Origin of the sequence: Dickeya chrysanthemi NCPPB 402, from assembly GCF_000406105.1 — a bacterium.
GTDB lineage: Bacteria > Pseudomonadota > Gammaproteobacteria > Enterobacterales > Enterobacteriaceae > Dickeya > Dickeya chrysanthemi.
Genome location: NZ_CM001974.1, coordinates 114,372 through 132,089 on the forward strand (window position 1 = coordinate 114,372; position 17,718 = coordinate 132,089).

Below are 17,718 nucleotides of genomic sequence, written 5' to 3' on the forward strand. Positions count from 1 at the left end.
TCCGGTATTGCAAAATGGTCAAATTTCAAGCAATAGCGACGAGTAGGTTGCGCCCAACCCGACGCTAACCAGCAACACGGTGTCGCCTTTTTGAAGGCGCTGCTGTTGCTGCAACTGATGCAAATTGATGAATGGATCGGCGCCAAAGCAGTGCCCATAGCGCGGAACGTTTTCCAGAAAGATTTTTTCCCGTGGGAAGTTCATTAACTGCGCCAGTCGATGCCATGACGAGAGGTTGACGTTATGTGGGGCAATCCAGTCGATACGGTCCATGGTGATGTCGGCTTTATCCAGCGCCGCCTGCAAGTGCTGACGGGTAAAATCGACATAATGCTGCCCGAAGTCGGACGTTTCGTGTTCGTCGGCGCCTTTCTGGATGCTGAAGCGGCCATCCTGACCGGTATAACGACTGAGAATCGTGGGGCCGTTCCCCTGGCGGGCCAGCAATACCGCGCAGGCGGCTTCGCCCATCAGCGTGGTGTCTTTGATCATTTTGACCCTGGGATGGAACGCTTTCTCTCCGATCAGCATCAGGCCGAAGCGGCCGGGTGAGAGCTGTTTCAGCAACCATTCCGCCGCAGTGAGCGGGGTGGCGCAGTGCCCCATGGTCAGGCTGGCAAACTCGGTGTGAGGAGAGAATCGGTCCAGCCAGGCGGGTTTCTGACTTACGGTTTCGAACACCCGCACACAAGGGACGGTATGGCAATGTACGACGTGGCTGATGGCGGCGAATGCCTGAGGCTGGTTGTGTTGCATCTGGTCGATGGCCGGCGTCAGCAGGTCGTCCAGCGTACCGGGGCCGCCGTGAAAACGGCGCAGCCCATGAAAACGGTCGAACATGCGGATATCGAGTCGGCTCAGGCCGACTTCCTGCGCCACCTCGTCCAGTGACTGTATTTCCGGCGGGAATGCGATTTCTATCGCCTCAAGATGTCCTAGCACAAGCGCGTTCCTGGCGGTTAGCGGGGTTGATAAGGGGAGAGCTGCGTGTCCGGCGTCGTGGCAAGAGGCATCATGATAACGACGGATTAGGGCTGGCGCGGGTAAACCGACAGTAATGATAGACGACCGGCCCGGCGTCGGCGCGCGGGCTGATGCGACGCAATGGGTCGTTGAGATAGAGCACGGCGCCATCGCGGTCCAGCAACGTGCAGGCCAGATCATGTTCGGCCAGCGGCCGGCCCTGAGCTTTGATACCCAGACTGTGATGAAAACCCGGTGCGGCATGGAGCAGGCTTTGCAGCAGCGGAGTACGAAACTGGAGCGGCGCGCTCTGATACTCGTACAACAGGGTGCTATTGACATGGCGGGCGCAAAAACGGCGACAGAGCGCGATAACTTCGTCGGCATGCAGGCCGGATTCATCACGATGTACCGGTTCATGCAGAAACCACGGCGTATCAGGGACGACGCGATTCAGAGCAAACCAGGGAGACAGCAAGGCATACTGACCTGCCGTCAGCGGTGTGGCGCGCGTTTCCACCGTCAGGCTACCGGTTTCCTGCGCGATGAGCGTGCCGGCGGAGGCGAGAACCGGGTCGGTCACGTTATACCCCGCGATAGCCGTGGTTAATCAGATGGATAAAGGTCGTGCCTTCGGTATATTCAAAGGCTTTTACATCGCGCCAGGCTTTTGCCAGGCGAGGATATTCGCCCATCGCCGCTGGTGGGGCATGATGAATGACGGCCATGACCACCTGTTCCGCCACCCGGGTGGCGGTGATTTTTGCCAGCCCGGCGTCGCGACCGCAGTTTTCACCCAGTTCAAAACGCTCGCAGACCATTCGAACCTGCGCCATGGCGGCTTGTAACTGTCGTCTGGCTTTCATCAGCCAGGCGGCGCGCGGCGTGACCCAACGCTGCTGCAGAGCGAGATCCAGCGAAGAACGGGCGATGCCGAGTGCGATTGCGCCGACGCAAGGGCGCAACGAGTCGAATGTTACCATGGCGGAACGGGCAAAACGCTCGGTGGGTTTCAGGTGCTGCCCCAGCAGAGCGCTGTCCGGCACGAACAGATCCCGAAAGGTCAGATGCGATACGTTGCAACCCGGTACGCCGTTGATCGGAATACGTTCGGCGAACACGCCGTGCTGATGGCGCGGCGAAAAGGTAAACACATTAATGCCGAGCGGGCCGGAGGCGGTACGGGCAAACAGGACGCCGGTATCGGCAATGACGCCGTTGCCAATCAGATACTTCTCGCCGTTGATCAACCAGCCGCCGTCCACCTTGATGGCGCTGGTCTGGATTTGTTGTGCGTCGCTGCCCACTTCCGGTTCGGTCATGGCAAAACAGCTCCAGGTTAACTCGCGAGTAAACTGGGAGAAGAACGCCTCTCGCTGTTCCTGGCTGCCCATGCTCTCCACCACCAGCGCCGCCATACCCGGCCCCGGCGCGGCGAAGAGCAGGTTTGGATCGATATAACCGAATGACTCATACGCCTCGCATCGCAGAGGCAACGGCAACGTCCTCAGGGCGACGCCTTGTTCTTCCAGCCAGCAGGTCGGCTGGTAGTCGGCCGGTACACCCAGCGTGTTGAGCATCGGCGCCAGTGAATACTGCGCCGTCAGACGCGCTTTCTCCGGTGCAATATCGATTTGTCCGCCAAGGTGGCGCCCCTCGGACTGCGTGTCTTCAATCAGGCGCTTTAGGGGCGAAAGGAAGAGGGCGTAATCATTCACGCGGTTTCTCCTTGCGCGATCAGGCTGGTGCTGTCGGACATAATCTCCATGATACCTGCCTCCGGTTTATACAGATGACTGGCCAGCGGCCCCTGTGGGTAGGCATGGAATGGACGGGTCAGCGCCAGCCAGCCATCAGCACGCAACTGCTGGTATTTCTGATTGAAATCATCCACTTCAAAGCAAATATGGTACGGCAGGCAATCCTTGTGCTCTTTGTCCAGCATACCGCTGAGCAGCCGGTTCTCCGGCAGCGGTTCCACCAGTTCGATTTGCATATCCTGGCGGGTGGTATTCATAAAGGTGACGTAAATCTGCTGAGCGCTGACTTTTTTGCGATGTACCGTGATATGCGGGAAAAAAGCCGCCATCGCGGCGATAGTCGCCTCACTATCTCTGACGATGTATCCAAGATGGCTGAATTTCATGGTTTTTCTCCCGTCACTACCGTTTGTAACAGACTACCGACGGCAACGGTTTTTTTTTATGCCTGCTTGCAGGTCGTAGCGCTATTTTGAGGAAGTGCTATCTGGAGCGGCGTCGGCTTCGACTTGTCGCATCAACGCCTGACGATCGGTTTTGCCGTGTAACGTCAGCGGAAAGGGGCCGGTGAAGTGAATGACGCGCGGCACCATATAAGCGGGTAGCCGTTGCGCCAGATCCCGCCGTAGGCCGATGCGTTTCTCGTGAGTATCGGATGATAAATGTACGAACAGCATCAACTCCGTTACGCGGTTATCCCGTTTCCCGACAATAACAGCCGCTTGTTGTACGTCGGTAAGTTGGTTGGCTATCGCTTCGATTTCGCCGGTTTCTATCCGGTTTCCCTGCCATTTTATCTGCCCGTCGTTGCGACCTTTAACAAACAGATTGCCTTGCGCATCCAGATAACCGAGGTCACCGGTATGGTAGCAGCGCCGACCGTGTCGCCAGCCAAAAAGGCGATTACGCGGATCGGCTTCCGGTAAGTAGCCTGGGCTAATTTGGGGGCCGAACAGTACGATTTCGCCTGTCGTACCGGCAGGCAGCGGCTCACCGTGCTCATCAACGATGATTGCCTTGCCGTTACCGCCGGCCGGACCAAGCGACAGGGGCGGTGCGCCGGCGAGAGTCTCTGGCGTTACGCGTGCGGCGTGCGTCATGCAGGTCGCTTCTGTTGGGCCATAACAGTGTAGTAAGGCGGTATGTGGAAAACGTTGCTGAAGTGTATGTACCAGCGGCGGCAACAGCGCTTCTCCACCGATAGCGATGCAAGTCAGGTCGGGCAGCGTGTGTTGGTTGAAGTCAGGGTCTGAGCACATCAAATCAAGAAAGCCGGGGGTGGAAAACCAACTGTCGATCCGCAAGGCCGATTGCGTCAGCAGCGAGAGGTTTTTCCGTGGGCGGATATTATTGATATGGTCCAGCATGGCCAGCGTTTTACCCGTCGCCAGCGTCAGAAAAATATCCATAATGCCCAGATCGAACGACAAACAAGCGTGATTGACGTGTACGCCGCTTCTTTGCCCATGCAGGAGCGGCATTGCCCAGCGCGCCAACGCATCATAGTTGCCATGGGTAATTTTTACTCCTTTCGGTTCGCCGGTGCTGCCGGAAGTGGTCAAAATATAGAATACCTGCTCAGGCACCGCGCTGACCGGGCGACGACGTGACGGCATGTCCGGCAGCGAAGCCGTAGCGAGCGTCGCGATGGATAACTGCGGTAGCGCCGTATGGGGCGGGAAGGTGAGCAACAACAGATCCGCCTGCGTCACGTCGATAATGTGGGCAAGACGAGCGGGCGGATTAGCGATATCGACGAAGGTGAACGGAATGGCTTCAAATGCGCAGGCCAGCATGGCTGCCGCCGCATCCAGTTGCTTGTGGCCGTAAATCATCGCGCAGTGTGGCTTGTGCTGTTGCAGCGCCTGCCGTATGCCTTCCACCCGGTATCCCAACTGCGCAAAGGTATAGCTGCCGCCGTCGTTGATGATGGCGAGGCGCTGCGGATTCTCCCGCATCCAGCTCTGGATAGGATTAAGAACTGACGAAAACATAGCGTTTGCCTTTATCGAGCGCTTGCTGCGTGACGCACCGGCGGTCGAGCTTACTGTTGTGGTTGAGCGCGGCGTGGTCTACCGGATACCAGAATTTGGGCACCATATAGAGCGGAAAATAGCGGCGCAGGTAGTCCGCCAGCACCGGCAAAATATCCGGCTGACTGGACAGAATAAACGCCTGCAGACCCTGGGGCGTATTGTGTAATAGCCACGGGGTGACGATGGCATCCTGTACCTGCGGATGTTCCCGCAGCGCATTCTCGATGTCGTCGAGAGCGATGCGGTAACCCTGAATTTTTAACTCGCTGTCTTCCCGTCCGTGAAAATAGAGCAGGTTATTGCGCAGTGAGCCGATATCGCCGGTGCGGTAGTGGCGCGTGCCGTCCGGGTCGATACTAAACCGCGATGCCTGAGCCGGCGACGCGTTCAGGTAGCCTTCGCTGACTGCCGGGCCGGTAATGACGATTTCCCCGCGCTCGCTGTCTGCCGGGGCATCAATGTGCAGGATGACGCCCGGGCGAACATAACCCAGCGGCAGCGGCGTATCGTCATCCAGCATGTTCGGCGTAATGTCGCAGGCGGTCACGGCGACCGTGCACTCCGTCGGGCCGTAGGTATTGACGATACGACAGCCCGGAAACGCTCGCCACAGCGTGCCGACCAGCTCTTTTGTCAGGACTTCGCCGCAAAAGATAAACGTGTTCAATCGCGGCAGGTTGTCGTGACGGAACGCGCGATCCCGCAGATAACTTCGGGTTAGCGACGGTGTGCTGACCCAGGTTTGCACGCCGGTATCGGCGTGGCGGGCGATCATTTTGCGGGTATTGATGACGTCGCGGTAGTCGAGTACCGAAATCGGTTGGCGATAATGCCATGCCAGCCACAGCTCGTACTGGGCGACGTCGAAGCAGTAGCGAATATTGCCGCTGATAGGGCCGGGGGCGGGAAAAGCGTCCGCGGCCCAGCGCACGAAGTGCGCCAGATTGGCGTAGCTCACCTGGATGCCTTTGGGCGCGCCGGTGGTACCGGAAGAGAACATGATGTAAGCGATGCCGCTGACGGCGTTCCGGCCGAACGCCAGCCCCATCTGGTGACAGTGTTCAGCCAGTCGGGCGGCAGGCCGATTGCCAGTGGGATCAATATCATCGACCCCTGTCACCGTCAGCGACGGGATGCCGGTTTCGGGCGCTGCCCGGTCGGTGGCGTTGAGGAGCAACCCTGCCTGAATGCTGTCGGCGATAAAACGCAGACGTTCGTCGGTATTATCGGTTTCCACCGGCACCACCGGATGACCCGTCAACAGGCAAGCCCACCAGGCAATCAGACACGCCGGGTGTTTGTGCCCGAACAGTATGACCGGTGCCGGTTGACGACGCCCGCTGGCGATATGTCGCGCCTGTAGTTGATCCGCCAGCGCCAGTGCGCCGAGGTACAACTGGTGGTACGTCAGCGAACCTTCAATGTGATGGCAGGCGGGGGTATGCACGCCGTCGAACCGTGCCAACAAGGTGGTCAGGTATTGCCACGAGGCGATCATACACAAGGTACGCCAGGCTCCCGTTGCGAGTGAATAAAACGACCGAGCGAATCAATGGTGCTGAGCTGCTGGCTGTCCAGCGTCACCGGATCGATGGATAACCCCTCTATCATCTCCTCCAGATACATCATCAGTTCGATGAAAATGCCGCTTTCGAATCCTAAATCCCGTTCCAGATTGGTATGTGGATGCAGTTCTGACAGGTCATCCGTTTCCAGCACCATGCCGATCGCCGTGACGATCTTCGGGTAATAAAAGTCCGGGTCGTAGCCGGTTATCGGGGTGTAAGCAGTATCACATGACATCGGCGTTACTCCATCAAGCCGGGTTGCGTAGAAGCCTGCATCGTCGTGCCGGCCATCAGTTGCTCTTGCAGCAGAGAACGGTTGATCTTGCCGTTCGGAGTAAGGGGGAGCTGGGACATCAGCCGGAAACGGTGGGGCACCATATACGATTCCATCTGGGTTTTACTCCAGCGCGCCAGCGCCTTTTCGTTCAGATTGCCGCGGGTTACCACGCAGGCGATGATTTCATCGCTGTAGATCGGGTGTGGTACGCCGATTACCGCTGCCTGCACCACCTGCGGATGACGGTTGAGTACGGCTTCCACCTCTTTCGGTGCGACTTTTTCACCGCAACTTTTCAGCATTTCATCCTGACGGCCGACGAAATAGAGCAGCCCCTGTTCATCCAGCCGACAGATATCGCCGGTGTACAGCACTTTCTCACCCGGTAGCAGGCCGGGGCGCAGCTTCTCAGCGCTCTTTTCTTCATTGCGCCAGTAGCCGCACATCACGGTTGCGCCGCGGATGACCAGCTCGCCGGTGGCGTTGCGGGTCTGCCGTTGTCCGTTGTCATCCACCACCCAGAGTTCGGTGTTGGGGATCGCGATACCGACGCTTTGCGGGTGGGTGGCAAGGTATTCCGGCGGCAGATAGGTACAACGGTGGCACTCGGTCAACCCATACATCGAGTAGAGGCGTGCCTGTGGGAAAATATGGCGTAATTGATCAATATCGTTGATATGCAGCGCCGCGGCGGTATTGGTGATGGTGCGGATGGCGCTGAAGTTATAGCGGGAAGCCAGTGGTGCAATCAGGCGCAGCAGGGTCGGTACGAGCGGCAGCACGGTCGCACGCAACGTGACCATGCGTTGCAGCGACAGCAACGGCCGTCGAAAATCGGGCTCCACGATCAACGTGCACTGCGCCAGCGCCGACATAATGACCTGATACAAACCGTAGTCGAAGCTCATTGGAATGAACGACATGATGCGATCGTCGTCGCGCAGTTGCAGGTAACCGGCCACCGAACTGGCGGCGGTAATCATATTGCGGCGGCTGAGCATCACCCCTTTGGGATGGCCGGTAGAACCGGACGTGTAGAGAATACACGCCAGATCAAGATCGATGCCCGTCGTCTTGCGCTCGCATTCGGCAGCGATGCGATACGGTTCATCGGCCAATACGGCCGTGACATCGCTGCTAAAACAGATGCGGGTATGACGGTTGTATTGCTGCCAGTGTTCGCTGGCCTGCGCGATGTTGATTTCGTCCGCCAGCGCGTGGTGGGTTATCAGTAATCGGCAACCGGCATTATCCACCAGCCAACTCAGTTTGGCGGCTTTGGTTTCCGGGTTCAGCGGAATGAAGATTGCGCCCAGATACTGCAACGCCCAGAAATACAGCACGAACGTCAATGAGTTTGGCAGGTAGACGATCACCCGATCTCCCTTCTCCACCCCTTTTTCCCGCAGATAATCCGCCAACTGGCGGGCTTGCAGGCGCAACATAAACCAACTGACTTCGCGATCGGTATCAATAATGGCGGTTTTATTCGCCGCTTCTTTGGCTGCCCGGTCAAGCCAGGCGGTCAGGTGGGTAATGTTCGTCATGGGCATCCTTATCAGGTACAGGAAGAAAGAGGGAGCGGCCGGGCATCGTGCGGTTGATAACGCAATACGCAGACGGTGAGATGGCGCCTTTCCGGCACAGCTAACAGGTAACGTTGCCCCGGCTCCGCATGCTGTTTCAGGTAGACGAATGGAGCGGCGCACAGCAATGAGGCCGGTACATTCGCCAGACGAAGTTCGGGGAGCGCGCCTTGCAGCGCGGTTACCAGCGACGGGCTAGCCAGTAACGTCGAGGGTAATCCATCTGCCATCGGCAAGCGTGAGAGCAATTGCCGCAGGGTTGCCGCCAGATCGCCCTGATCCGCGTAAGGCTGGCGATAATACCCCTCAAATACCAGCCCGATGGCTTCATCGGTCGGACGTTTTTCCATTCGTATCAGGCAGCAGTTCTTTTGAGGATGCGCCTGGGCCAGCTGTTCGCTGGGATAAGGCGCCACATCCTGATCGGCAATCATCAGCAATGCTTCGCGCCGGTTGTCGTCACAGGCCAGATAGTCATCGATGGTGTGCAGTGCGAAAAAGGGCGCGGCCAGCCCACGATCCGACACCGACAGCCCGAACGCGTGGCGAGCATCGCAGGCATGGATCAACGCATTGGAGACGGCGCAGCCGAGATCGCTATCCGGGGTCCAGTGGGCGAATACCACTAAATCAAGTTGCTGTAATGTGCCGCGTGCCTGCAATTCAGGCAACAGCGTCTGCATCATGGTACTAAAGCTGTAACGACCGCTATTCAGCCAGCGGGTCAACAGGGCGTTGTCCGGTTCTCCCATTTCGCCATGAGAGCGAAAAAAAGCGCGTAGGTAATCCGCCATTAGATCCTGATTAGGATGCGGCGCCGGTAATACGGCGTCGTTCTCGGGCGCGAAAGTGCGCCATACCAGGTCATCCGGCTGGATACACAGCGTCATGGTTCATCTCCGTGCCAGAGGTCGACCGGTTGCTGACGGGCCAGCCACTGCGCTGTGGTTTCCGGCTGGCGAATCTGAATCAGGCGGCGTCCATCCACCATCATTTCCGCCGGATAACCGAAGCTGAGAAATGCGCCGGGAGAGGCGGTTAACCCGTATGCACCCGAGTGGGTGATACCGATCAGGTCGTTAACCTCCAGCGTCGGCAGCAGCACATTGTCGCCCAGCAGGTCGGTGGGGGTGCATAACGGGCCGCTGACCTGATAAGGCTGTAACGGCCGCGATTGGTTATCGCCCACTCGCAGCAGCGGAAAGTTTTTACGCAGCATGCTGTTCAACCCCGCCGCGGCACTATGGCAATTGGCGCCGCCGTCGCAGATAGCGAATGTTTTTCCGCCGACGGTTTTCAGGTTATTCACCCGGGTGACGAACAGACCGGCTTCCGCCACCAGATAACGCCCCAGTTCGATAATGATCTGCGTCGTGGTGGCCTGACGGCGGAAATCCGCCATGACAGGCGCGATTGCTTCGCCCAGCGAGGGCAAATCCAACGGTGTTTCCTTGGGGAAATAGGGGACGCCAAAGCCGCCGCCAACATCGACAAAATCCAGCGTTAACTGGTGTTGATCGCGCAGGTTCAGCGCCATTTGCAGAATATTGCGGGTGTTATCGGCGATAGCCTGAGCGTTGAGGATGCGGGTGCCCAGATAAACATGAAAGCCGCGCAGGGCAACGGCAGGCCAGCGATGCAGACAGGGCAGCACGGTTTGCAGCGTATCAAGCGTCATGCCGAACTGGGTGGGTTTACCGCTCATCACCAGCCGGGCGTGTTCGCTGCTGAAGTCCGGATTAATGCGCAGCGCCACCGTTTGTATCGTACCGGCCTGTGCGGCCAGCCGGTTAATTGTCTCCAGCTCGGCGACCGATTCCACGACAATTGCCCTGATGCCGCAATCAATAGCCCGCGCCAAGGCCGGTACGGATTTTCCCGGCCCGACATACAGAATATGTTGCGGTAGTACGCCCGCTGCCAGCGCCGTGTCGAGTTCCGCCGGTGAGCAGACCTCACATCCCGCCCCTTGTTCCACTAGCGTTTTAACCACCGACAGGTTCGGATTCGCCTTCAGGGAATAATAAACCGCGGTATCGGCAGGCAGTTGCTGATAGAGCTGCTGAAGCTGGCGGCGCAACTGCCGGGTGCTGTAGACATAGAAGGGGGTACCGATACGGTCGGCAATATCGGTAATCGACACCTCTTCTATATAGCCGTTCGCAAATAGTGCTTCAGGCTGGATCAAGGGGTGAACAGCGTCAGCCATGGTGAAGCCGCTCGCGCAGGTAACGCGTCAGACTGGTCAGGTTCTGGAAAGCCTCAAAGACACGATCGTCCGTCAGATTGAACAGGTCGCCGGTCAGGTGGTAAGTCGTTTCACAGTGATCGCTGAGAACGGCAATCAGGCTGACGATATTGATGGAATCCAGCAGCCCCTCTTCACCAAACAGTGAAGCTCCCTGAAAGATCTCGGTTATACGGCCGTTATCGACGCCAATCGCGGTGAGTTTTTCACGCAGGAGGGTGTGCAACGCGTCGTCGTCATGGTGGGTAATTACCGGATACTCCATTCTACTCCCCTTATCTTTATCTCTGACGGGAGTATAACCAGCGTTTTATTCGGGCGTTTTGTTTGAAATTGCACGCGAATCGACGTCGTTGTGAGCGAGTCTTCAGATCGGCGGCAAAAGACGCATAACTTATTCCGATAGTTGTATTATCGCGGCTTTTAACTGGCAAATTTGTTCGTGGTATTGGCGAGACGCTGGCGTGAAATACCAGACAAGGAATAATCGTGGGGGAAGAGAAAATCACCTTTCTCTCTCCCGTGAACCAGAACAGGAGAGAGAAGGGCTAACAATACAGAATAACGTTATAGTCCCGCCATACTTCAGATTGCCGTCAAGGTTAAGCGACCGTGTTCATCTCCGTCACCGGCTCAATGCCTGCTTTCGGTGATACGTCGGGTTGCCGCTTTCCTGCAACCTGAATTATTTAGGGTATATATTAATGAACTAACAGATATTTCCCTGGTGTGCGCCAATTTGGCTTTCCGATCTTTAAAATCGACCGGAGGTTTTTATTTTTGTGTTTGATGTTATTTTTTGAAAATTCTAAGGATTTTGTATCGGGAAAGATAGTTAGACTTAGGTATAGGTTGATACTATACTTTCGTGCCGTTATGGTCAGGTTGGGCTGTCGCATGCGATTTTGGGAGAGTTAGATGTCTATATCATTCTCTAACGTTGACTTCATCAATAGCACAATACAAAACTTTATTGACAGGAAGTTAAAAAGTTACGGCGATCTTAAGTACGCCTATTTGATCATGAACAAGAAGAAACCGACGGATGTCGTGATCATTTCCAATTATCCGCCGGAGTGGGTTGATGTTTACCGCAGCAATAACTATCAGCATATTGACCCGGTAATACTGACGGCGATTAATAAGATATCTCCCTTCTCCTGGGATGATGACCTGGTTATCAGTTCAAAACTGAAATTCTCCAGAATATTCAACCTCTCCAAAGAATATGACATTGTTAACGGTTATACGTTTGTCTTACATGATCCGGGTAACAATTTGGCGACGCTGTCTTTCATGGTTGAGGAACACCGCAGCAGCGAGCTGGAAGAGATTATTCAGAATAATAGAGACAAGCTGCAAATGCTGTTGATCTCGGCCCATGAAAAGCTCACCTCCCTTCATCGGGAGATGAGCAGAAACAGGCACAATAGTAAGTCGCAGGAAGCCGATATTTTTTCACAAAGAGAAAATGAAATTCTCTACTGGGCAAGTATGGGAAAAACGTATCATGAGATTGCGCTTATTCTTGGTATTACCACCAGTACTGTAAAATTTCATATCGGCAATGTCGTGAAAAAACTGGGTGTGCTGAATGCCAAACATGCGATTCGACTTGGCGTTGAAATGAATCTGATCAAGCCAGTGGAACCAGTAAAGGCAAGGTCTTAAGCTGTTCGGATTCCGCTTTCGTCATTTGTGTTATGCGTTCAATCAGCGCATGCCGGCTTTCATCGTCAGTGGGCAGGTGCAGCAGATAAATACGCTCTTGTTTTTCCGATAACCCTTGCTGGATGATGGATATACGCCAGCCTGAACGTTTTAACAAGGTTAGCATCGGGTGGCTGACAATGGTGAGTATCCCATCGTAGTGACACTTTCTGGCGTAATTGATCATGGCAAGGAATAGCGTCAGGCACGCCGGGTTACGGGTACCAATCAAATTTCTTACCCGGTCACGATCAACGAAGAAGCGGCTGGATTCGATATAATTCCCTTCGGGGATTTTGAGATTATCGAAATAAGAGAAGAATGTGCCGGTAATCATGTTGGGATATTGCATTTCGATAAATCTGACGCTACAAATAACTTTTCCTTCTTTGATACCTAAAAGATAGGTTGTCTTTTCATTATCATACTCGTCAAACTCCATCCCGTTAATACAGTTAACAGCCCAGTCCAGACGGTCCTTAAATGTATCTTTTCGTAATGTAAACACCTCATCCAGCTTGTTATTTGACATTAAACTAAAATTCACATCAAATATTTCTAACATTTGTCCTCCTGTTATCACTTTTATGTCTTTTGGCATGGAAGTTTGTCTGATGGTATATATGGTAACGTTTTTACCACTCACTTTTCCAGCGTGATTATTTTCATCCGTTTAGGAAACTTTGGGGTTTGTTCGTTGACATTTCATTTCCTTTTTTATCTTAAGCCGCGACCAGGTAATCTGTTTTTATTGCATAAAGTATGCCTGACTCGTTGAACGGTAATTCACAAAAGTCATTATTATTCTGGTAATGGTGTGAATGCTTCCTGCGTGATGCGCACGTATTGTGTTATCGGAGATAGGGGAAGAAAGAGTGTGATGGCCGCCACCCCGGATATGCACGGCAGGAAGGCGATGATACATATGGATTAAGGTAATAGGTTTCGTGAACATCTCTTACTACCGCGTGATAGTCGTGAATGAGAGTAAAGAAAGTTGCCCTTCCATGCGGATCCCTCTGACGGTAGGTGATGTGTCATCGTAGTCAGAAATGCATGTTATCTCGCCATAGGTATGTGTAGCTCGGTGGCGTTTCTCTGGCCTCTTTGCGTCTTAAGGTGTGTTGACCTATCAGGGAAGACGCACTCTCTCCTCAGCATGTTGCTCTCTTCAGTGGCCGTTATCGGCTTTAACACACCTTGTTCAGCATCGGTCCCGCTCGGATGCGAGAAAGTGATGTCGGTAACGTGATGAAAAAACATAGTTTTCATCTTCCTGACATAGGAATGTGATATGGATCGCACTTTTTGTGAAATGCGATATAGTTACTATAGTGATAATTGACTTGTCATTTACGAGCCCATCAACAACGAAAACGTAAAAAAGGAAACCACCATGAATATGAAAGCTATCTTTACTGCCATCGCACTGAGCACTCTGTCTGTCGGCGCTTTTGCTGCAACTGAAATCCAATACCCGCAGGGCCAGGAAATGGGGAGTGTCTCTGCCAGTGCCAACACGCTCGACAGCCTGCAGGCTAAACTGGCTGCGAAAGCCGATGCCGCTGGTGCCAAGTCGTTCCAGATAACCGCTGTTCAGGGTAACGACACACTGCACGGCAATGCTGTTCTGTATAAATAATGTGACTGGTGAAGTTGGGAAACATACTTTTCCCCTTCCTCAATAATCATCATCAATCATCACCCTCCCTGTGTCTGTTTTTTATGCTGTTGTTAACCGGGCTTCGGCCCGGTTTTTTTATTTCAGGATGACTCCAGCACCGGACTTCGCTGGACTACGCCCAAACTCTATGCAGCATATTTATCAATAACTTAGTATATTTCAACATATGCCGGTGCTTTCCGAAACCTGACCCGACTTCCCTGCTGGTGGCCCCTATGAGGCTCTTGGGGATCGGGTCTTTCCGAGGAGTCATCATGGCAAAGATCAAGCTCACCAAGTCCGCTGTCGATGCGGCACAACCCCAGGCGCAGGCGGATACCCTGGTGCCCGGCTTCTTGTGCAAGATTACCCCATCGGGCCGCAAGGTGTTCATGCTTCAGTACCGCACGAACGCTGGCGAGCGCCGCAAGCCCGCTTTGGGCCAGTACGGGGAACTGACAGTCGAACAGGCCCGCTCGCTGGCACAGGAATGGCTGGCCCAGGTGCGCCGGGGCGGCGATCCCAGCGCGGACAAGACGGCGGCGCGCAAGGCGCCCACGGTCAAGGAGTTGTGCACGAAGTTCATGACGGATTACTCCAGGGTGCGCAACAAGCCCAGCACGCAGGAAGGCGACCAGAGCGTCATCGACCGCAACATCGTTCCGATTATCGGTCGCATGAAGGTTCAGGACGTGAAGCGCCCGGACGTGGCCGGGATGATGAAGAAGATGACGCACAAGCCGGCCGATGCGAACCGGACGTTCAGTGTCATGCGTCGGATGTTCAATCTGGCCGAGGTGTGGGGCTACCGCCCGGACGGCACCAATCCGTGCCGCCACGTCCCGATGTACCCGGCAGGGCCACCCACCTCATCAGCGACGAGGACATGGGCAAGCTGTTCCGGCAGATCGAAAAGACCGAAGCCGAAGAACTGGAGAACTACGTCATCCCGCTGGCGATCCGCCTGCAATTCGAGTTCTCCGGTCGCCGTGGAGAAATTTGCCCGCTCGAATGGCCTTGGCTGGACTTCGAGAACCGGCGCGTATCTTGGCCCGACAGCAAGACCGGCAGCATGTCCAAGCCCATGAGCGAGGAAGCCTATCGGCTGCTTTCGGCGGCACCGCGCTTGGAGGGCCGGAGGGCGGACTACGGCGAGGAGGTCGTGTTGACGCTGGCGGCGCAGTTGGTGAAGGAATACGGCAGCAGTTTTGCGGTCAAGAACCTGCGCCGCATGGTGCAGTGCGCCACCACCTTCCCCGACGAGCAGATTGTCGTATCACTGATACGACAATTGAGCTGGACGCACTTCATCGCCCTGATCCCGCTGAAAGACCCGCTCCAGCGGGACTACTACGCGCAGATGGCCAGCGCCGAACGCTGGAGCGTGCGGATGCTGCGCGAACGCATCGACTCGATGCTGTACGAACGCAAGGCACTGTCCAAGAAGCCGGACGAAACGATTGCGCAGGAGTTGGCGACTCTGCGCGATGTGCAGCGCATGACACCGGCCCTGGTCATGCGCGACCCGTACATCCTCGACTTCCCGGGGCTGCGGGATACCTGGCAGGAAGGCGACCTGGAGGCGGCGATCATCCGTGAAATGGAATCTTTCCTGTTGGAGCTGGGCGCGGGCTTTTCCTTCCTCACCCGGCAAAAGCGCATCCAGATCGACGACGAGGATTTCCACCTTGATCTGCTGTTCTACAACCGCAAGCTGCGCCGGCTGGTGGCGGTGGAGTTGAAGATCGGCGAGTACCTACAAGGGGCAGATGGAGCTTTACCTTCGCCGGTTCGACAAGCATGAGCGGGAGCCGGAAGAAGCCTCGCCGCTGGGGATCATCCTCTGCACGGGCAAGAAGTCCGAGCAGATCGAATTGCTGGAGTTGGACAAGTCGGGCATTCACGTTGCCGAGTACCTGACCACCTTGCCGCCGCGTGCGGTGCTGGGCGAACGGTTGCAGCAGGCGACGGAGCGGGCGCGGTTGCAGATCGAGCAACGGCGGCCTAACGAAAAATTCTGACCGCAACATCCGTGCGTCCCGGCATGCTGCCGTCGGGTTCGCGGGCTGCGCCCCGCGCCTCGTGCCGAGTCGCGGCCATCCGGCTTTGACCCCTGACGTCTTCGGCCCTTGTGGGCCTGCGCTTGCCCAAAGCAGGTGTGTGCAGTGGGCGGGGTGTAGGTGGTCTTGCTGTTCCCTTCACCGTACCACGGCGTTCTCGCCGTCAAAGGCGGCGCGCGCCCTGCGCGCTAATGAAAATTGCCGCCGCAACTGCCGAGCCAGGCATAGTGCGGGGCGCGCTCCTCATGACGCCCTTGCACGGCCCATCCAGATGAGGATAGACGGCGGGCATTGCGCGCACATCAATTTGCCAACGGAGCTTTCCAGTAGTCGTGAGATCTAGCATCAAACAATACTCATTTGCGTTTAGATGCTTTATTTAACAATGGAACTGAATGGGCATGATGGTGAAATTAAGCCAGATTGTTATTCGGTTAGGCCAAATTCAATTGTCTCCATGCGTTTGGCCGTATTGCGAAATAAATTGACTTGCTTTCGCAATGTAGAACTGTGCTCACACGGATAGGCTGCGCTTCATCGTGGTCTGTCATGCCTCAATCCAGCGTGCTTGGCCGGCCGAACGAATACCCCGTTCTTCCCGAGGAAATTCCCCTATGCACTCACTTTGCCTTGGTGGATCGGCCCCGCACAGCCGATCACGCGCCACCCCCATCCCCGTTGTCGTCGGGAGGAACGCATGAGCACCGCCGTTATCTCCCGTGCCAAACCCGTTGTTATCAGCGTCATTGGCCTCGTCGTGGTCTTCGGCCTGCTGTATGCCTGGCGTACCACCCGCAGCGGTGGCGCTGAACACCACGCCATGCCGCCGATGCCGGTCTCGACGATACGCGCCGAACCTCGCGGCGTGGCCGAGGAGTTGCAGGCCGTCGGCAATTTGCAAGCCGTGCGCGAAGTGCTGCTGGCCCCCGACACGTCGGGCCGCGTGACCGCCATCAATTTCGACGCCGGCCAGTCCGTGAAGGAAGGGACGGTGCTGATTCAGCTCTACGACGCTCCCGAACAAGCGGATCGTGCCGCTGCTGCGGCCAAGGCCGATTTCACCCAGTTGCAACTCCGGCGCTCGCAGGAACTGGCCCCTACCGGCGCCGAGCCACGTGAATTGCTCGAACAACGCAAGGCGGAGGCCGCCCAGGCCGTCGCGGCGGTGCGGCAACTGGACGCACGTATCCAGCAGAAAAGCATTCGCGCGCCGTTTTCCGGCCAGATCGGCATCCGGCGGATCAATCCCGGCCAGTACCTCAATGCCGGCGATGCGATCGCCACGCTGACCCAGCTCGACCCGCTCTACGTCAACTTCACGCTGCCGCAGCAGGACTTGTCCAAGCTGACGCCGGGCGCGCCGGTGCAGGTCACAGTGGACGCCGCGCCGGGTCGGGTATTCACCGCCAAAATCAGCACCATCGAACCGCGCATCGACGGCGAAACCCGCAACGTGGCCGTGCAAGCACTGTTGCCCAATGCCGATCGGCTGCTGAAGTCCGGCATGTACGCGACGGCGCGGCTGGCGTTGCCCGTCACGACCGACGCCATCGTGTTGCCGCTGACGGCGATCCAGACTTCGGCTTCCGGTGACAGCGTGGTGCTCGTGCAAGATGCCGACGCGCAGGGAATCGGCAAGGCGGTCGCCGTGCCGGTCGTCACTGGTCGCCGGCTCGGCGAGGAAGTCCTCGTGACCCAGGGCGTCAAGCCCGGCGACATAGTGGTGATGGCCGGCCAAAATCGGCTGCCGCCCGGCGCGACGGTGAGGCTCAATGCGCCCGCACCTGCCGCCGCAGCGCCGCATGTTGCCCCGGCGGTCGCCTCCGCCGCTGGCGCACGATAGAGGA

At 56.4% G+C, this 17,718-nt stretch carries 16 protein-coding genes and 1 pseudogene; 5 read left to right on the forward strand and 12 right to left on the reverse strand.

What is annotated here, in order from left to right; translation table 11 throughout:
* Nucleotides 1-18: 18 nt before the first annotated feature.
* The 11 genes from DCH402_RS00620 to DCH402_RS00670 form a co-directional block, all read right to left on the reverse strand.
* Nucleotides 19-942 (reverse strand): 3-oxoacyl-[acyl-carrier-protein] synthase III C-terminal domain-containing protein, encoded by a 924-nt coding sequence (locus tag DCH402_RS00620; protein WP_039998999.1) that lies wholly within the window; start codon nt 940-942, stop codon nt 19-21.
* 70 nt (nt 943-1,012) lie between these two features.
* Entirely contained in the window at nt 1,013-1,546 is a 534-nt protein-coding gene (locus tag DCH402_RS00625; RefSeq protein ID WP_081642112.1) for a hypothetical protein, read from the reverse strand.
* A 1-nt stretch (nt 1,547) separates the two neighbouring features.
* Entirely contained in the window at nt 1,548-2,681 is a 1,134-nt protein-coding gene (locus DCH402_RS00630) for an acyl-CoA dehydrogenase family protein (protein ID WP_039999001.1), read from the reverse strand.
* Nucleotides 2,678-3,109 (reverse strand): VOC family protein, encoded by a 432-nt coding sequence (locus DCH402_RS00635; RefSeq protein ID WP_039999003.1) that lies wholly within the window; start codon nt 3,107-3,109, stop codon nt 2,678-2,680. The genes DCH402_RS00630 and DCH402_RS00635 overlap by 4 nt, the downstream gene beginning before the upstream one ends.
* Nucleotides 3,110-3,190: 81 nt before the next feature.
* Entirely contained in the window at nt 3,191-4,717 is a 1,527-nt protein-coding gene (locus DCH402_RS00640; protein ID WP_039999005.1) for an AMP-binding protein, read from the reverse strand.
* Complete coding sequence (locus tag DCH402_RS00645; protein WP_039999007.1) at nt 4,698-6,257, reverse strand: AMP-binding protein; 1,560 nt, start codon at nt 6,255-6,257, stop codon at nt 4,698-4,700. Before DCH402_RS00645 ends, DCH402_RS00640 begins: the two co-directional genes overlap by 20 nt.
* Nucleotides 6,254-6,562, reverse strand: a complete 309-nt coding sequence (locus DCH402_RS00650; protein WP_039999009.1) for an acyl carrier protein — start codon at nt 6,560-6,562, stop codon at nt 6,254-6,256. The genes DCH402_RS00645 and DCH402_RS00650 overlap by 4 nt, the downstream gene beginning before the upstream one ends.
* Before the next feature lie 5 nt (nt 6,563-6,567).
* Nucleotides 6,568-8,151: a class I adenylate-forming enzyme family protein gene (locus tag DCH402_RS00655; protein ID WP_039999011.1), complete on the reverse strand. Its 1,584-nt coding sequence runs from the start codon at nt 8,149-8,151 to the stop codon at nt 6,568-6,570.
* 11 nt (nt 8,152-8,162) lie between these two features.
* Nucleotides 8,163-9,080 carry a hypothetical protein gene (locus DCH402_RS00660; RefSeq protein WP_039999013.1) on the reverse strand — a complete coding sequence of 306 codons (918 nt, stop codon included), beginning with the start codon at nt 9,078-9,080 and terminating at the stop codon, nt 8,163-8,165.
* Complete coding sequence (locus DCH402_RS00665; RefSeq protein ID WP_039999014.1) at nt 9,077-10,399, reverse strand: type III PLP-dependent enzyme; 1,323 nt, start codon at nt 10,397-10,399, stop codon at nt 9,077-9,079. Before DCH402_RS00665 ends, DCH402_RS00660 begins: the two co-directional genes overlap by 4 nt.
* The gene (locus DCH402_RS00670) at nt 10,392-10,703 is read right to left on the reverse strand and encodes a hypothetical protein (RefSeq protein ID WP_039999015.1); all 312 of its coding nucleotides are present in this window, start codon (nt 10,701-10,703) and stop codon (nt 10,392-10,394) included. The genes DCH402_RS00665 and DCH402_RS00670 overlap by 8 nt, the downstream gene beginning before the upstream one ends.
* A gap of 653 nt (nt 10,704-11,356) precedes the next feature.
* Here DCH402_RS00670 and DCH402_RS00675 point away from each other — a divergent pair.
* Complete coding sequence (locus DCH402_RS00675; protein ID WP_039999016.1) at nt 11,357-12,109, forward strand: helix-turn-helix transcriptional regulator; 753 nt, start codon at nt 11,357-11,359, stop codon at nt 12,107-12,109.
* Here the strand turns inward: DCH402_RS00675 and DCH402_RS00680 are convergent.
* Nucleotides 12,075-12,713 carry an acyl-homoserine-lactone synthase gene (locus tag DCH402_RS00680; protein ID WP_039999017.1) on the reverse strand — a complete coding sequence of 213 codons (639 nt, stop codon included), beginning with the start codon at nt 12,711-12,713 and terminating at the stop codon, nt 12,075-12,077. The two genes, DCH402_RS00675 and DCH402_RS00680, sit on opposite strands and share 35 nt — an antisense overlap.
* A gap of 831 nt (nt 12,714-13,544) precedes the next feature.
* On the opposite strand from DCH402_RS00680, the gene bhsA reads away from it, so the two are divergent.
* The 4 genes and pseudogenes from bhsA (at nt 13,545) to DCH402_RS00705 (ending at nt 17,714) form a co-directional block, all read left to right on the forward strand.
* Complete coding sequence (gene bhsA, locus DCH402_RS00690; RefSeq protein ID WP_012767885.1) at nt 13,545-13,790, forward strand: multiple stress resistance protein BhsA; 246 nt, start codon at nt 13,545-13,547, stop codon at nt 13,788-13,790.
* Nucleotides 13,791-14,086: 296 nt separating this feature from the next.
* A complete protein-coding gene (locus DCH402_RS22705; protein ID WP_162531365.1) occupies nt 14,087-14,899 on the forward strand; it encodes an Arm DNA-binding domain-containing protein in 813 nt (270 codons plus the stop codon).
* Nucleotides 14,896-15,832: pseudogene (locus DCH402_RS22580) on the forward strand (PDDEXK nuclease domain-containing protein). The gene DCH402_RS22705 and the pseudogene DCH402_RS22580 overlap by 4 nt, the downstream one beginning before the upstream one ends.
* Nucleotides 15,833-16,568: 736 nt before the next feature.
* Entirely contained in the window at nt 16,569-17,714 is a 1,146-nt protein-coding gene (locus DCH402_RS00705) for an efflux RND transporter periplasmic adaptor subunit (protein ID WP_039999024.1), read from the forward strand.
* Nucleotides 17,715-17,718: the final 4 nt, after the last annotated feature.

Bases quoted from the DNA above. Each gene is read 5' to 3' on its own strand.
- DCH402_RS00655 (WP_039999011.1), bottom strand. From the start codon at position 8,151: ATGACGAACATTACCCACCTGACCGCCTGGCTTGACCGGGCAGCCAAA.
- DCH402_RS00705 (WP_039999024.1), top strand. From the start codon at position 16,569: ATGAGCACCGCCGTTATCTCCCGTGCCAAACCCGTTGTTATCAGCGTC.
- DCH402_RS00670 (WP_039999015.1), bottom strand. From the start codon at position 10,703: ATGGAGTATCCGGTAATTACCCACCATGACGACGACGCGTTGCACACC.
- DCH402_RS00680 (WP_039999017.1), bottom strand. From the start codon at position 12,713: ATGTTAGAAATATTTGATGTGAATTTTAGTTTAATGTCAAATAACAAG.
- DCH402_RS00660 (WP_039999013.1), bottom strand. From the start codon at position 9,080: ATGACGCTGTGTATCCAGCCGGATGACCTGGTATGGCGCACTTTCGCG.
- DCH402_RS22705 (WP_162531365.1), top strand. From the start codon at position 14,087: ATGGCAAAGATCAAGCTCACCAAGTCCGCTGTCGATGCGGCACAACCC.
- DCH402_RS00645 (WP_039999007.1), bottom strand. From the start codon at position 6,257: ATGATCGCCTCGTGGCAATACCTGACCACCTTGTTGGCACGGTTCGAC.
- DCH402_RS00635 (WP_039999003.1), bottom strand. From the start codon at position 3,109: ATGAAATTCAGCCATCTTGGATACATCGTCAGAGATAGTGAGGCGACT.
- DCH402_RS00640 (WP_039999005.1), bottom strand. From the start codon at position 4,717: ATGTTTTCGTCAGTTCTTAATCCTATCCAGAGCTGGATGCGGGAGAAT.
- DCH402_RS00665 (WP_039999014.1), bottom strand. From the start codon at position 10,399: ATGGCTGACGCTGTTCACCCCTTGATCCAGCCTGAAGCACTATTTGCG.
- DCH402_RS00650 (WP_039999009.1), bottom strand. From the start codon at position 6,562: ATGTCATGTGATACTGCTTACACCCCGATAACCGGCTACGACCCGGAC.
- DCH402_RS00675 (WP_039999016.1), top strand. From the start codon at position 11,357: ATGTCTATATCATTCTCTAACGTTGACTTCATCAATAGCACAATACAA.
- bhsA (WP_012767885.1), top strand. From the start codon at position 13,545: ATGAATATGAAAGCTATCTTTACTGCCATCGCACTGAGCACTCTGTCT.